This window comes from Polaribacter marinaquae (genome assembly GCF_038019025.1).
GTDB classification, from domain to species: domain Bacteria; phylum Bacteroidota; class Bacteroidia; order Flavobacteriales; family Flavobacteriaceae; genus Polaribacter; species Polaribacter marinaquae.
On record NZ_CP150496.1, the window covers coordinates 1,988,390 to 2,003,846 of the forward strand.

Sequence of the window (15,457 nt, forward strand, 5' to 3'; positions counted from 1 at the left end):
TAAAGAAAACATAAACACTATCTTGTATAAGAAATCAGTCGGTTTACAAACTTATTAATTACTTTTTTAAATTAAAAAAACAATTTTACTATTGAAAATAACGCTACAAAACCAGTTAAAATTGATAAAATTAAGTTTATATCTTTTGTAAGCTTTCCTGTTTTTTGTTGAATAAATTGTGCAAATTTTCCGTAGACAAAGAGAATATAAAAGGTTCCTAAAACAGAACTTATTGTAAAAATAAACGTATCTAAAGTTGAATAATTATACATATCGTAAGCATTTAATAAAATGATTACGCCACAGTAAAATGGTATAGAAAACATGTTTAAAATAGAAAGAATTATACCTGTTAAAAACGGGTTTTCTTTTTTGGTTTTCATTTTAGCTATTTTAATTTTACTTTTTTGAGATTCTTTATAGTAATAGTAACTTAAAAATATAAAAATAACTGTTGCAATTTTTTCTAGAGTTGCTAAAATAGAAGGGTTATCTGCTAAAAACTTGGTTAAAGTAACTGCAATAATTATTTGAGGTATAACTATAACCGCTACTGCAAAAGCATATTTGTACGCTGCTTTCTTTCCGTTAGTTAAACTAACTTTTAAGGCTGTCATATTTAATAAGCTAGGTGTAATAGAACCAGCAAAAGAAAATAAAAACCCAAAGAAAAATAGAAATAAAAGTTTCACATATTTTATTTATATAACAAATATAATAGATTTCCTAGTGCAACAACGCCTGTTAATGCACCTAAAATAAAATCCATTTTTGTAGCTATATATGTTAACTTGTGTTCTATGTTTTTTGCAACTATTGCATATAAAGAATACAAGGTAAAAGAACCAATTGTAGAACCAATTGAAAAATAAAATCCGGTTAAATAAGAATATTCAAAATAATTTAAACCAATTAAAAGTGAAATTGTAGTAAAGTAAAACGGAATTGCAATTGTGTTTAAAGAAGACATTATTATTCCGTGTAAATAAGCTTTCGATTTTGGTATTTCTTCTTTTACTTTTTTCTCTTTTGATGAAAAGTGTAATCGGAAAAAATTAATCGATAATAAGAATAAAAGTCCTGTTCCTATTTTTTGAAGTAAGGTTATATATTCTGAGTTTTTCATCAAAATACTAGACAAATATGCACCAATATTTGCTTGAAAAAATAATACGGTTGCGTAACCACCAATAAGATAAAAAGCTGCTTTTTTTCCGTTTCTAAGGCTAAACTTTACAACAGTTAAATTTAAAAAACTTGGTGTAATACTACCAGATGCAGCAATTACAAAACCTAAGATTACACAGATAAAGAAGTCCATATTTATATTTTATATCTGCAAAAAAACAAAAAAACGCGTTAAATAATTAACGCGTTTCAATTTTATAATAACTTAAAAGAGTTCTATTACACAACCCCTTGTGCTAACATTGCATCTGCAACTTTTACAAAACCAGCAATATTTGCTCCTTTTATATAGTCTATAGATCCATCGTCGTTTTTACCATATTCTACACAAGAGTCATGAATATCTTCCATAATATCTTTCAATCTTTCGTCTACTTCTTTACGAGACCAGCTTAAACGTAACGAGTTTTGGCTCATTTCTAGTCCAGAAGTTGCTACACCACCTGCGTTAGATGCTTTACCTGGCGCAAATAAGATTTTCCCTTTTTGAAACTCGTGAATTGCTTCTGGTGTAGAAGGCATATTTGCTCCTTCAGAAACACACATACAACCGTTTGCTATTAATGTTTTTGCTTCTTCTCCGTTTAACTCATTTTGAGTTGCACATGGTAAAGCTACATCACATTTAACAGACCAAGGTCTTTCTCCTGCAACATATTTTGCATTCGGATATTTCTCTAAGTATTCGCTAATTCTACCACGTTTTTCGTTTTTAATGTACATAACGTGTTGTAACTTTTCTGTATCGATACCTTCTTCGTCTAAAATATATCCTCCAGAATCTGATAAAGTTAAAATTGTAGCACCTAATTCTAATGCTTTTTCTGCTGCATATTGTGCAACGTTACCAGAACCAGAAATAACTACTTTTTTACCTTCAAAAGAATCTCCTTTGCGTTTTAACATATTGTCTGCAAAGTATACGTTACCGTAACCTGTAGCTTCTGGTCTAATTAAAGAACCACCCCAAGATTGCCCTTTACCAGTTAAAACACCTGTAAATTCGTTGTTTAGTTTTTTATACATACCAAACATAAAACCAATCTCTCTAGCACCAACACCAATATCTCCTGCAGGTACATCTGTATTAGAACCAATGTGTCTAAATAATTCGCTCATAAATGCATGACAAAAACGCATAATTTCATTGTCTGATTTTCCTTTAGGATCAAAATCAGAACCTCCTTTACCTCCACCCATTGGTAAAGTTGTTAAAGAGTTTTTAAATACTTGCTCAAAAGCTAAAAACTTTAAAATGCTTGCATTTACAGTTGGGTGAAAACGTAAACCACCTTTATAAGGCCCAATTGCAGAATTCATTTGAACTCTATAACCTCTGTTTACTTGAATTTCTCCATTATCATCTACCCAAGAAACTCTAAAAGAGATCAATCTTTCTGGCTCTACCATTCTTAATAGAATGTTTTTACCATGGTAAATATCATGATTAATAATATACGGTATTACAGTTTCTGCAACTTCTTGTACAGCTTGTAAGAATTCTGGCTCATGGTTATTTCTTGTTTTAACCATTTCCATAAACTCATTTATTTTTAACTCTATACTTTCAGCCATAATTTTTTATGAATTTAATAAAAATTTAATGGGACAAAGATAGTTAATTTCTGAATTCGCAAATAAAAAAAGTATTTTTATTTATTTCTAAGATATCCTTATTTCAATCGATTTCGAAAGCTCTTGTTGTTTTCTTAACTTTAGATTGATAAAACTCTATAAAAAACACTAAATTTGTCGCATAATTTTACGCAAGAAATGTTAGACAAAGTAAAAGAACTTATTGGCGAGGTACAAGCGTTTAAAGCTACAACCAAAGATGAAGTAGAAACTTTTAGAATTAAATATTTAGGAAGCAAAGGTTTACTAAAAGACCTTTTTGCCGAATTTAAAAATGTAGATGCAGAATTACGTAAAGATTTTGGGCAAGCTCTAAATAATTTAAAAAAATCTGCAGAAGGTAAAGTTGCAGAATTAACAGATGCCTTAGAAAGCAATACAACAGAAAAATCTTTTTATGGAGATTTAACAAGACCGTCAGAACCAATAGAATTAGGTTCTAGACATCCTATTTCTTTAGTAAGAAACCAAATTATAGAAGTTTTTAATAGAATTGGTTTTACTGTTTCTGAAGGACCAGAAATAGAAGACGATTGGCATAATTTTACTGCCTTAAACTTGCCAGAATATCATCCGGCAAGAGATATGCAAGACACGTTCTTTATTGAGCAAGATCCAGATATTTTATTAAGAACACACACTTCTTCTGTACAAGTGCGTTATATGGAAGAAAACGAACCGCCAATTAGAACAATTTCTCCTGGTAGAGTTTTTAGAAACGAAGATATTTCTGCAAGAGCGCACTGTATTTTTCATCAAGTAGAAGGTTTGTATATTGATACTGATGTTTCGTTTGCAGATTTAAAACAAACCCTTTTATACTTTACAAAAGAGATGTTTGGTAAATCTAAAATTAGATTAAGACCTTCTTATTTTCCGTTTACAGAGCCAAGTGCAGAAGTAGATATTTATTGGGGATTAGAAACTGAAACTGATTACAGAATAACAAAAGGTACTGGTTGGTTAGAAATTATGGGTTGTGGTATGGTAGATCCTAATGTTCTTAAAAACGCCAATATCGATCCAACTAAATATTCTGGTTACGCATTTGGTATGGGTATAGAGCGTATTGCAATGTTATTATATCAAATACCAGATATTAGAATGTTTTACGAAAATGATAAACGTTTCTTAGAACAATTTAAATCTATTATTTAATGAATTATTTTACACAGTTTTGGGATGAAAACAGAGATGATGAATATGCAGATTGGGGTAACTCTGTTTGGTATTTTGAAACGAATGATGCAGACCAAGTAATAAAACAAGTTACTATTTATGACAATGGTAAACTTGTAAAATATAGTGAAGATAATATAGAAGATAAATTTGGTGGTTTGTGCGAAGGCGCATTAACTATTGATGATTGCGACGGAGAAGAAATTACAAAAGAAGACTTTTACAAAGTTTGGTCTTAATTGGCACAATAAACTTTTAGATTTCATGAAAAAAGACATTCAAATACCAGAAGTTACAGGCGTAGAAATGGCTGTAGTTTATGAATTTAATGATATTTACAACACCAATGATTGGAACATTTATATTATCAATAATAAAAATGTAGATTTAGAAATGATGGTGATTGTGTCTCAAGGTTTTTCTGATACAAAAACAACTTCTTTATTACGTAAAAAATTAGAAAAACTTCCTGCAAATTCTTTTGCTAAGATCGAGTTTATTCAACCAGAATTATTTAAGTTAAACAACCGTTTTCAGGTTACTTTTTTTGAAGGAAACACTTTGTACGAAAAAACGTTTATCTTTAAAGAAAACACTATTAAAGAAGGTGCTTTGCGTATGATAGACGAAATTAAAAAACGTGGTATTTTAGCGAATTAGTTTCTATTTTTAGAAAGAATTTTATTATTGCGAGTTTACGAAGTAATCTCTTCTAAAAACTGATTACTTCGTCATTCTTCCTTGTAAGGACAGTAAATCTATCCTAAAAACCCGATTGCTAAATACAATAAAACGGTTATTGCACCACCAATTAACGCATAAGGTAATTGTGTTTTTACATGGTCTATATGATCACTTGCAGACGACATCGAAGAAATGATAGATGTATCGGAAATTGGCGAACAATGGTCTCCAAAAATTCCTCCTCCTAAAGTTGCAGCAACAACAATTGTAATATCTGCACCATGAATATTTGCCATTGGTATAGAAATAGCCAACATAATTGCAAAAGTTCCCCAAGAGGTTCCTGTAGAAAATGCAATAAAAGAACTTATAATAAAAACTACTGCAGGTAATAATTCTGGAGACAACCAATCTTTAGTGGCATTTGCTACGTAAACTCCGGTTTCTAATTCTTTACAAGCATCACCAATTGCAAATGCTAATAGCATTAATAAAGCCAAAGGCATTAGCTCACTTATTCCTTTTAAAGTTAAGTTTACTGCTTCTTTTGGTTTTAAAAATCCTTGAATCATATACATTACAATTGCTACTAAAAGAGCCGTAATTACTGCATATAAAACAGAAGAAGAACCAGAACCTTCTCCGATTGCTTGTGAAGCATGATTTAAAAATGATGTAGATTCTTTTACTGCATCCCAACCAGTGTAAATTAGGTTAATTGGCATCATAAAAACCATTACCAAAAGTGGCACAATCATATTATATGCCTTTGCTTGAATTCCTTCTTTTGGCGGAAAAGAAGTTACCTCATCAGAAACCATTGGTTTAGAACCTTCGTTCATTAATTTACCTGTTTCTTTGGTTCTTTGTTCTGCTTTTTTCATCAAACCAATATCTTTTTTTGATAAAATGGTAAAAATCAAAATAACGATTGCTAATAACGGATAGAAGTTATACTTAATTGCAGCAATCATTACAGAAAAGGGTTTATCGATTCCTTGTGTTAATAACAAACCCATTATAAAAGCTCCCCAAGCATTAAAAGGAATTAATATTGATGACGGCGCAGAACTAGAGTCTGCGATGTAAGCTAATTTTTCTCTGGGGATTTTTAATTTATCAAAAATTGGTCTGTACAAAGTACCAACCGTTAAAGAGCTAATACTAGTTTCTACAAATAACAACAAACCTGTAAATGTTGCTAAAAGTTGCACCATTACTCTACTGTATCCTGTTTTTTTAGTTTCTAATTTGGTAAGTTTTCTGTTGATAATATTTATAAACCCTTCTACTCCTCTAGAATATTGAATAAATATTAGCAATGCGCCAACCAAAGCACTAAATATTATGGTTCTTGTATTTCCTTTAGATTGAAAAACGTTTACCATGCCTTCTATCATTGAAAGCGTTCCTTTTAATGGATTAAAACCTTCTATTATCAACCAGGAAAACCAAATACCAAATAACAAAGCAATGTAAACTTGCTTGGTTCTTAAAGCCAAAATAATGGCTACAATTGGCGGTATTACTGATAAAAATCCATATTCCATATAAAAGTGTTTAAGATTGCTAAAGGTAATAATTAAAACAAAAATTGACGTGTTTAACGAGAAAATTGACGTGTTTATCTAAAATAATTTTATTTTATTCAACTTACTTCTTCATTGGTTTCATAATCTTTAAATTTAAAAACATGAAAATTAGAAACCTATTTTTAGCAACTTGTTTACTATTTTTAAGCTCTTGTGTGGTAAAATCCTTGCATCCTTTTTATACAAAGGAAACAATTTCTTTTGATAAAGGTTTTATTGGAAATTGGCAAGATTCTAAAAAAGGAACTTGGACCATTGTTTCTTTTAAAGAAGAAATACTAAAAGAAAATCCTATAGAAAAAATGAAAAGTGAGGATTTACAATTGTATAAAGAGTTTAAAAACAGTTATTACATTAAAAGAGATTACAAAGACAAAGAGGTTTTGTTTATTGCAACTCCGTTTGTAATAAATAACCAAAGGTATTTAGATTTTTTTCCTTTTGGTCGTCAAGAAAACATCGATAATTTATTAGAAAGTCATTCCATTTATACGCACAGTTTGGTTAAATATGATGTTTTAAAAAATGGCGAAATTGAAATAAGATGGTTAGATGAAGGCAAAATTGAAGACCTTTTTAAACAGAAAAAAATAAAAATTAAACACGAAACATTTGGCGTTTTAAACGATAAATATTTGTTAACTGCAAGCTCTAAAGAACTACAAAAATTTATTAAAAAGTACATGGCTTCTAACGATACCGAAAAATGGGAAACCTCAACAAAATTTACATTAAGTAAAACAGATGCAAAAGAATAAATCTCTTATCAAAAGAAAAAAACCGCATAATATTTGGGTGTTTAACACATTATTATGGGGTTGTTCTTTTATTATACTTTTGTTTCTGTTTTCTGGAAATTCATCACCATCAAAAATTGATTATATTTATACATCTAGTTTTATTTTTACATTGATAATTCCGGTTTGTATCAATATTTATTGGTTGCTTCCTACTTTTCTAAAAAAAGGAAAGCACCTACTTTTTTATGTATTTATAATTGTAAATCTTATTTTGTTTGCTCAAATAAATATGTGGTTTTTTGATAATCTTATCAATATATTTTTTAATGATTATTTCTTTATTTCTTATCACAATTCATTAGAAATTTATTTTATCTTTTTTGTCTTCTTCTTACTAACCATCTTAATAAAATTAGCCGAAGAATGGAGCTATTTAAATCAACTAGAAAAAGAAACCTTAAAAGCAGAAAAGCAACAAATACAAAACCAATTATCAATATTAAAAGCACAAATAAATCCACATTTTTTATTCAATTCTTTAAACGTTTTATATGCACTTGCTATTGATGAGAAAAAAGAAATAACCAATGCCATTCTACAATTATCAGATATTTTAAGATATGTAATTTACAATGAAAAAACAGATACAATTTCTCTCGAGAAAGAAATTAATTTGATTAAAAATTACATCAATTTCGAAAAAAATAGACATATTAAAAATGCTAAAATTTCTTTTCAACACAAAGTTGATAAAGGCTTAAAAATTTACCCGATGTTGCTACTTCCTTTGTTAGAAAACAGTTTTAAACATGGATTAAAAAGTGACGTAAAAAATCCGTATATTGATGTTCATTTATCAACCAAAAACAAAAAATTAGAGTTTATAATTGCTAATAATTTTAAAGAAATTACAAACAATGTTTTTAAAGAAAAGAAAGGAATTGGTTTACAAAACATCAAAGAAAATTTAGCAATTATTTATCCAGAAAAACACCACTTTACAATAAAAAATAAAGAAAATATCTTTACAATACACCTAACTGTAGATTTAGAAAAATGAATATAAGTTGTTTAATTATTGATGATGAACCTTCGTCTCAAAACGTATTAAAATCATTTATAAATAAGATTGATTATTTAGATTTACTGCACGTTTGTAACAATGCCATTGAAGCTTTAGCGTATTTAAAAAATAACACTGTAGATTTGCTTTTTTTAGATATAAATATGCCACAACTTTCTGGAGTTTCGTTTTATAAATCGTTACAAAATCCACCAAAAGTTATCTTTACAACCGCTTATTCAGAATACGCTTTAGATGGTTTTAACTTAGATGCTACAGACTATTTATTAAAACCTTTTTCTTTTGAACGTTTTATAAAAGCAGTTTCTAAATTAAAAAAATTAAACGATCATCCAACAGAAAACATTATTGTAAAAGCAGATAAAAAGTTGCATCAAATAAAAATTGATGATATTTATTTTGTAGAAAGTTTAGGGGATTATATAAAAGTTCATTTAGAAAATACAACTTTAGTTACTTACAAAACGTTGACTAAAATGTATAGCGAATTGCCAAAATCTAGCTTTATACAAGTGCATAAATCGTTTATCATCAATAAAAAGAAAATCAATTATATTGAGGGAAATTTAGTAATTATTAATTCAAATAAAATACCTTTAGGGGTGAAATATAAGAAAGCTTTTCTCGAATTTTTTAACTCATAATTATGTCAAAATTCTATACAAAAATCACCTCTAGACTTCAAAAATTTATTGAAACTCAAAAAATTTTCTTTGTAGCAACTGCGCCAACTTCTGGCAGAATTAACTTATCTCCAAAAGGTATGGATTCTTTTAGAGTTGTATCTGAAAATAGAGTATTATGGTTAAATGTTACCGGAAGCGGTAACGAAACTGCTGCACATTTATTAGAAAACAATAGAATTACTATTATGTTTTGTGCTTTTGAAGGCGCACCAAATATTTTACGTTTATACGGAAAAGGAAAAGAAATTAAAGAAGGAGATACTTCTTGGAATGATTTAATTAATCTATTTCCAGAAACTCCAGGAACGCGTCAGATATTTGATATTACTGTAGAATCTGCTCAAACTTCTTGCGGTATGTCAATTCCGTTTTTTGAATATAAAAGCGAAAGAAATGAGTTAAATGATTGGGCAGCTGAACAAGGTAAAGAAGGAATTTCTAAATACTGGAAAGAAAAAAATCAAACAAGTATAGACGGCTTACCAACACATCTACTAGATTAATTTTTAATCTTTATCTACTTTTTTAATAGCGTTAATAAAATCGTTTAAATTGTTATTATTGGCAACTAAATGTATTGCTTCATCACAAATTTTTTCTGCTCTTTTTATTGAAAAATGTAGACCAACAGCTATTTTTCGCATTAATGCAACTTCTATCAATTTAGCTTCACCATCTATCAAAATCATTTTTGTTAAACGATACAAACGCTCTATTCTTTCATCGTAATTAATTGGCGGATTTATCGGGTATTTTTCTGGGTTGTTTAAGATTAAAGAAAACTCTTCTAAAGTTATATTTAAATTTTTTCCTGCTCTTATTAACAACTCTTTTTCTCCGTCTGTAATTTTACCATCTGCTCTTGCAATTTTTACAATATTAGCAAAATGACCAATTTCTTGTTTGTGTTGTCCGCTAGAATATAAATCTGATATTGCCATTTAATTTTTTCTATAAAAATAAATAAAAACAAGTAAAAAGACTATTAAAAAAAAGCTAAAACATAAATCTAATGAATCGCTTTTTCGTATTTTGCTGTATCATATCGTTATTAAATTTTAATCTAAAACTTAACTTTAGTTATGACCAATTTTTCTTACTTAAACAGAAATAATAATATCAAAGAATTAAAAGAAACTGAATTTGATATTTTGATAATTGGCGGCGGAATTACAGGTGCAGGAATTGCTTTAGACGCAGCTTCTAGAGGAATGAAAGTTGCTTTAATAGAAAAAAACGACTTTGCCTCTGGTACAAGTAGTAAATCTACCAAACTTATTCATGGTGGCTTACGTTACTTAAAACAATTTGATTTTTGGTTGGTAAAAGAAGTGGGTACAGAACGTGCAATTGTGCACAAACTAGCACCACATTTAGTTGTACCAGAAAAAATGATTTTACCTTTAATAGATGGCGGCACTTATGGTTCTTGGTTAACTTCTATCGGATTAAAAGTTTACGATATTTTAGCTTCTGTAGAAGGTGAAGATAAACGTAAAATGCTCGATAAAGAAGAAGCTTTAGAAAAAGAACCTCTTTTACCAGAAAGTATATTAAATGGTGCTGGTTATTATGCAGAATACAGAACCGACGACGCTCGTTTAACTTTAGAAGTCTTAAAAACAGCTCTAAATTACAATGCAAAAATTGTTAATTATACAGAAGCGACAGAGTTTATATATAAAGACGATAAAGTTGTTGGCGCAAAAGTAAAAGATATTTTCACCAATGAAGATTACGAAATTAAAGCAAAATATGTAGTAAATGCAACAGGACCTTGGGTAGATACTTTAAGACAAACCAACCATTCTAAAACAGGCAAACGCTTGCACTTAACAAAGGGCGTACATTTAGTTGTTGCTCATGATAAATTACCTGTAAAACAATCTGTTTATTTTGATGTGCCAGATGGCAGAATGATGTTTGCTATTCCAAGAGGTAAAGTAACTTATTTTGGCACCACAGATACTAATTATCAAGAAGATAAAGACAACGTAGAAACAAGTTTAGTAGATGCAACTTATTTAATCTCTGCGGTAAATAATATGTTTCCAGATATAGATATTTCTTTAGAAGATATACAATCTTCTTGGGCTGGTTTAAGACCTTTAATTCATGAAGAAGGAAAATCTGCATCAGAATTGTCTAGAAAAGATGAAATTTTTGTTTCTGATACAGAACTAATTTCTATTGCTGGTGGTAAATTAACTGGTTACAGAAAAATGGCAGAACGTATTGTAGATTTAGTTGCCAAAAAATACAAAAGAAGATATGATAAAGAGTTTGATGAAATTAAAACCAAAGAGATTGTTCTTAATGGTGGCGATTTTAAAGATTCTAGCGAAGTACAAAGTTATACAGATGCAATTTATAACAGAATCGCAGAAGTAGATTTTAACCAAAAAGATGCTGAATATTTAGTGCATAATTACGGAAAACAAACAGATATTATCTTGCAAAAATTTGACGATTTAATGCACGATAATATGCAAGAAAAAATGATAAAAGCAGAAGTTTGGTTTGCTATAAATTACGAAATGGCTTGCACACCAACAGACTTTTTTATGCGTAGAACGGGTCGTTTATTTTTTGATGCTAATAGTGTTTATACACACAAAGATTTAGTAATTCAACTATTTGAAAATCAATTTAATTGGACAGAAAATCAGAAAGAAAAAAGTAGCAAAGAATTAGATGAAAAATTAACATCAATTTTAAATTTCAATTAATAAAAAAGATATATTTGTTATATAAAAATTTAATTTTTAAGGCTTATGAACATATAGTTAGTTATACCTCAGCAAAAGCAGGTTCTTTTAAGAAAAAAGAACAGCTACTATATTATTAATAAGAACAAACTTAAATTTTATAAAAATGAAAAAAATACACAGTGTAGCATTCGTGCTATTTATAGCTACGGCTTTATCTTTTACAACTAAATTTTCTGATATTCAAAATACAATAACTGCTACATTTATTGAAATTACAAACGATGATTTTTTTAAATTTATAGATGCTGATAAAAAAGAAATCCTTTTTTATGATGTAATCGAAGAAGTAGAAATAAGTTTATATGATGATGAAAATCTAAACAAGAAATTTACAATTACTTGGGTAGAAAAAGAAATCGAATTAATGGACGAAGAAGGAGATTTAACCGGAGAAAAAAAGAAAGTAAAATCGATAACTTCACTTACTTTAGTAAACTAATTTAAAATAGAAACCGCTTTACAAATAAGCGGTTTTTTTATACATTTTCTCTTAAAAGGCTTTTATACGTTTTTCGAAGCTTTACAGGTGATACACCTAACTTATATTGTAAAAACACATAACCGTTTATTAAATTTACTTTTAACCAAGAGTTATGTTCGTATTTTCTAGCGCTAACCGTAGCCTTAGATTGTATAATTTTAAATTTTATTTTTTGTTTTCGAACTCTACCAATCATTTCAAAATCTTCCATAATACAAAACTGTTCGTTAAAACCATTTAGATTATGAAATGTTTCTTTGGTAAAAAATTGGCATTGATCTCCGCCACCCGCAAATAAGCCATCTTTGGTTGTAAACTTGCTGTTAAAGTTTAAAAATGCAGAATCTTTATCAAATTTATAAGCAAAAAAACCTGCTTTATTTCCTTGGTTTACTGCTGTAATTATTTCTGAATAAAAATTAGTTGGTAATGCAACATCTGCATGTAAAAAAAGTAAAATATCACCGTTTGCCTTTTTTGCGCCAAAATTCATTTGTGCTGCTCTTCCTTTTTTATCGCTTGTAAAATATGTAACTTTAGAAAAAGTTTTACAAACTTCCGGACTTTCATCTGTAGTTTCTGGAGAGTTAGAAACAATAATTTCTAAAGGAAATTTGTTAGCTTGCTCACATAAAAACGACAACCTCTTTAGAAGGTTTTCTTTCTCATTATATACCGGAATAATAATACTTAATAACATATTTAAACGTACGTAAATTTATATGAAACAGTTTTTTTTAATACTTGCTTTTGCTTTTAGTTTTAACCTTGTTGCACAAGATAACATAAATTATAATGAGGTTTCTCAAGATTTATTACAAAATATTATGGATGGAAAATCGTATGCAAAAGAAGTTAAAATCTTAGAAGAAAGTACTTTAGAAAATTTGGTGACACAATTAAAAACCGACAAGCATAAAATTGCTTTTTGGGTTAATGTTTACAATTCTTTTATTCAAATATCTTTAACAGAAAACCCTAAAGAATACGAAGATAGAGGCGCATATTTTAAAAAAGAACGTGTAAAAATTGCTGGTGAAATTTTATCTTTTGATGATATAGAACACGATATTTTAAGAAGATCTAGAATAAAACTAAGTTGGGGTTATTTAAGAAAGTATTTTAGACCAAAATGGGAACGTAAATTACGTGTAAAAAATATTGATTGGAGAATTCATTTTGCTCTAAATTGTGGTGCTAAAAGTTGTCCGCCAGTAGCAAAGTTTACAGCAGAAGGTTTAGATAAAGAGTTCGATTTTATGACAACGGAATACTTAAAAGAACAAACTACATATAATAAAGATACAAGAACAGCCAAATCAGTTTCTTTGTTCTCTTGGTTTAGAGCAGATTTTGGTGGTTTGTGTGGCGCAAGACAAATTTTAGCCGATTACAAGATTACATCAGAAAAACCTAAAAAATTAGAATTTAATAATTACGATTGGACATTAAGTTTAGGTAATTTCAGAAAAATTCCTAACTAGTTTACCAATATTTATTTTTAGAAAAAAGCCTTCTATTTTAGTAAATAGAAGGCTTTTTTTTAAACTTCTTTTTGATTGTTTTCTATTTCTTCTGTTAAATCTAAATCTCTTAAAACTGGGTTTTTTAAAGCGGTTACACCAACAGTTAATAAAGTCATTGTTCCACCAAAAACTACGGCCGCCACTGGGCCAATAAGTTTTGCAGCTAAACCACTCTCAAAAGCACCTAATTCGTTCGATGAACCAACAAACATAGAGTTTACAGAAGAAACTCTACCTCGCATATCGTCTGGTGTTTTTAACTGTAAAATGGTTTGTCTAATAACCATCGATATTCCGTCTGCAGCACCACTTATAAACAACGCCAGAATACTTACCCAAAATATAGAAGATAATCCGAAGGCAATTATACTAAGTCCAAAAATAAAGACAGATACTAACATTTTTTTACCTGTATTTTTATTAATGGGAATATATGTTGTTAAAAACATTGTTACGATACTTCCCATAGAAATAGAAGCATTTAAAATACCAAAACCTTCTGGACCAACTTTTAAAACATCTTGTGCAAATACAGATAAAATAGCAACTGTACCTCCAAATAAAACAGCAATCATGTCTAGAGTTAAAACGCCTAAAATTGCTTTGTTTTTAAAGACAAAACTAATTCCTGCCTTTAAACTTTCTTTCATTGGTTCACCTATTTTTTTATTTAAAATCGGTTTCTTTTTAATTAAAAAGGTAAAAATTAAAGATAAAATTACTAAAATAAAAACTAAGCAAAGAGTTTTGTCTACACCAATCCAACTTATTAAAAATCCTGCGGCTAAAGCACCAGAAACGGAAGCAGTTTTCCAGGTACTTGTGCTCCAGGTTGCTGCATTATGATAAATATTTTTTGGAACAAGTAAGGCAACTAAAGAAAATATAGTTGGTCCGAAAAAAGATCTTAAAAATCCACCGAAAAAAACCAAACCATATATAGAATACAGTATCGAGTTGGTAGACCAGCTATTTATTACACTGTCTGTAGTTAGTAAAAATAACCCTAAACTAATTAAAGAAAATGCTGCTGTGCATAAGGCTAATAGATTTCTTTTTTCTTTTTGATCTACAATATGACCCGCAAATAATGCCATTGTAAATGCCGGTATAATTTCCATTAAACCAATAATACCCAAAGATAACGGATCTTTTGTAATCGAATATACTTGCCATTCGATAACAATAAATTGCATAGACCAACCAAAAACCAATAAAAATCTTACAAATAAGAAAATATTAAATTCTCTAATTCTTAATGCTGCGTATGGATCGAGCTTATTCATTTTGATAAATTTTAAATATTGAACTTTTTAAAAAACCAATTCTTAATTAAAATCGTAAGTCTTTTGAGTTCTTTTTGTTTTCAACTTAAAATAATTTAAAACAAAAGTAGGGTAATTCTAAATAGAGTTGTCTTATTAATGAACAAGAATAAAATTAACCTTAAAAAACATACAGATGAAAAAAATTACATTATTAACAGTATTTATTATTACAAGCTTATTTAGTATGAGCTCTAATGCACAATCAAACGAAAAATCTTTAACTGCAATTTATAAAGGAATGACGGTTTCAGATAATTTTAAGTTTGAAGACAGCAAGGGAAACCCTATTGTTTTTCATGATGAAGACCAATCTTTTAAAGGTTCTATTACCCTTTGGGATGAAGGTTTAATAGGTAAAAGAATTAAAGTTTCTTATAAATGGGTAGATGTGCATTTATTTAATGACCAAGGTTTAGCTACAGGAGAAACTATGAAAGTTAAAAGAATTTTTAATTATAGTTTACTATAATTATTAGAATTTGAACTATTTTGAATTAATTATGAAAAGCCGGCTTTATGCTGGTTTTTTTTATGTTCATTTAAAAGATAACATTTTTAAATAC

At 28.8% G+C, this 15,457-nt stretch carries 18 protein-coding genes; 11 read left to right on the forward strand and 7 right to left on the reverse strand.

The genetic code is table 11. The features are described from left to right. Positions 1-71: 71 nt before the first annotated feature. From WG950_RS08990 to gdhA, 3 genes are all read right to left on the reverse strand, one after another. Positions 72-692, reverse strand: a complete 621-nt coding sequence (locus WG950_RS08990) for a LysE family transporter (RefSeq protein ID WP_340931785.1) — start codon at positions 690-692, stop codon at positions 72-74. 5 nt (positions 693-697) lie between these two features. Next, positions 698-1,321 (reverse strand): LysE family transporter, encoded by a 624-nt coding sequence (locus WG950_RS08995; RefSeq protein WP_340931787.1) that lies wholly within the window; start codon positions 1,319-1,321, stop codon positions 698-700. Between the two features lie 86 nt (positions 1,322-1,407). Beyond that, positions 1,408-2,763, reverse strand: coding sequence for an NADP-specific glutamate dehydrogenase (gene gdhA / locus WG950_RS09000; RefSeq protein WP_375240786.1), 1,356 nt, complete (start codon positions 2,761-2,763; stop codon positions 1,408-1,410). A 198-nt stretch (positions 2,764-2,961) separates the two neighbouring features. Here gdhA and pheS point away from each other — a divergent pair, with 198 nt between their 5' ends. Genes pheS through WG950_RS09015 form a run of 3 tightly spaced genes read left to right on the forward strand, consistent with a single transcriptional unit; the run spans position 2,962 to position 4,662 of the window. Continuing rightward, positions 2,962-3,981, forward strand: a complete 1,020-nt coding sequence (pheS, locus tag WG950_RS09005) for a phenylalanine--tRNA ligase subunit alpha (RefSeq protein ID WP_077810696.1) — start codon at positions 2,962-2,964, stop codon at positions 3,979-3,981. Continuing rightward, positions 3,981-4,241, forward strand: coding sequence for a hypothetical protein (locus WG950_RS09010; protein WP_340931789.1), 261 nt, complete (start codon positions 3,981-3,983; stop codon positions 4,239-4,241). The genes pheS and WG950_RS09010 overlap by 1 nt, the downstream gene beginning before the upstream one ends. A gap of 25 nt (positions 4,242-4,266) precedes the next feature. Further along, positions 4,267-4,662 carry a hypothetical protein gene (locus tag WG950_RS09015; protein ID WP_079737810.1) on the forward strand — a complete coding sequence of 132 codons (396 nt, stop codon included), beginning with the start codon at positions 4,267-4,269 and terminating at the stop codon, positions 4,660-4,662. A gap of 98 nt (positions 4,663-4,760) precedes the next feature. Here WG950_RS09015 and WG950_RS09020 read toward each other — a convergent pair whose 3' ends face one another. After that, the gene (locus WG950_RS09020; protein WP_340931793.1) at positions 4,761-6,236 is read right to left on the reverse strand and encodes a Na+/H+ antiporter NhaC family protein; all 1,476 of its coding nucleotides are present in this window, start codon (positions 6,234-6,236) and stop codon (positions 4,761-4,763) included. A gap of 143 nt (positions 6,237-6,379) precedes the next feature. Between WG950_RS09020 and WG950_RS09025 the strand changes: the two genes are divergently transcribed. From WG950_RS09025 to WG950_RS09040, 4 genes are read left to right on the forward strand one after another with little or no spacing between them, the layout of a single operon-like run. Next, positions 6,380-7,036 (forward strand): hypothetical protein, encoded by a 657-nt coding sequence (locus WG950_RS09025; protein WP_340931794.1) that lies wholly within the window; start codon positions 6,380-6,382, stop codon positions 7,034-7,036. Continuing rightward, a complete protein-coding gene (locus WG950_RS09030; protein ID WP_340931797.1) occupies positions 7,023-8,078 on the forward strand; it encodes a sensor histidine kinase in 1,056 nt (351 codons plus the stop codon). Before WG950_RS09025 ends, WG950_RS09030 begins: the two co-directional genes overlap by 14 nt. Further along, a complete protein-coding gene (locus WG950_RS09035) occupies positions 8,075-8,746 on the forward strand; it encodes a LytR/AlgR family response regulator transcription factor (RefSeq protein ID WP_340931799.1) in 672 nt (223 codons plus the stop codon). Before WG950_RS09030 ends, WG950_RS09035 begins: the two co-directional genes overlap by 4 nt. A gap of 2 nt (positions 8,747-8,748) precedes the next feature. Beyond that, positions 8,749-9,291 carry a pyridoxamine 5'-phosphate oxidase family protein gene (locus tag WG950_RS09040; RefSeq protein WP_340931801.1) on the forward strand — a complete coding sequence of 181 codons (543 nt, stop codon included), beginning with the start codon at positions 8,749-8,751 and terminating at the stop codon, positions 9,289-9,291. Between the two features lie 3 nt (positions 9,292-9,294). On the opposite strand, the gene WG950_RS09045 is transcribed toward WG950_RS09040, so the two are convergent. Then, positions 9,295-9,729 (reverse strand): TerB family tellurite resistance protein, encoded by a 435-nt coding sequence (locus WG950_RS09045; protein WP_340931803.1) that lies wholly within the window; start codon positions 9,727-9,729, stop codon positions 9,295-9,297. A gap of 141 nt (positions 9,730-9,870) precedes the next feature. Between WG950_RS09045 and WG950_RS09050 the strand changes: the two genes are divergently transcribed. Further along, positions 9,871-11,517: a glycerol-3-phosphate dehydrogenase/oxidase gene (locus WG950_RS09050; RefSeq protein WP_340931805.1), complete on the forward strand. Its 1,647-nt coding sequence runs from the start codon at positions 9,871-9,873 to the stop codon at positions 11,515-11,517. Positions 11,518-11,662: 145 nt separating this feature from the next. Then, positions 11,663-11,998, forward strand: coding sequence for a hypothetical protein (locus WG950_RS09055; protein ID WP_079737805.1), 336 nt, complete (start codon positions 11,663-11,665; stop codon positions 11,996-11,998). A 37-nt stretch (positions 11,999-12,035) separates the two neighbouring features. Here WG950_RS09055 and WG950_RS09060 read toward each other — a convergent pair whose 3' ends face one another. Further along, on the reverse strand, positions 12,036-12,740 hold the full coding sequence (locus tag WG950_RS09060) for a TIGR04283 family arsenosugar biosynthesis glycosyltransferase (protein ID WP_340931809.1): 705 nt from the start codon (positions 12,738-12,740) through the stop codon (positions 12,036-12,038). Positions 12,741-12,762: 22 nt separating this feature from the next. Here WG950_RS09060 and WG950_RS09065 point away from each other — a divergent pair, with 22 nt between their 5' ends. Then, positions 12,763-13,524: a DUF547 domain-containing protein gene (locus tag WG950_RS09065; protein WP_340931811.1), complete on the forward strand. Its 762-nt coding sequence runs from the start codon at positions 12,763-12,765 to the stop codon at positions 13,522-13,524. Positions 13,525-13,583: 59 nt separating this feature from the next. On the opposite strand, the gene WG950_RS09070 is transcribed toward WG950_RS09065, so the two are convergent. Next, positions 13,584-14,852 (reverse strand): MFS transporter, encoded by a 1,269-nt coding sequence (locus tag WG950_RS09070; protein WP_340931813.1) that lies wholly within the window; start codon positions 14,850-14,852, stop codon positions 13,584-13,586. 175 nt (positions 14,853-15,027) lie between these two features. Here WG950_RS09070 and WG950_RS09075 point away from each other — a divergent pair, with 175 nt between their 5' ends. Next, the gene (locus tag WG950_RS09075) at positions 15,028-15,363 is read left to right on the forward strand and encodes a hypothetical protein (RefSeq protein WP_340931815.1); all 336 of its coding nucleotides are present in this window, start codon (positions 15,028-15,030) and stop codon (positions 15,361-15,363) included. The last annotated feature ends 94 nt before the right edge of the window (positions 15,364-15,457 follow it).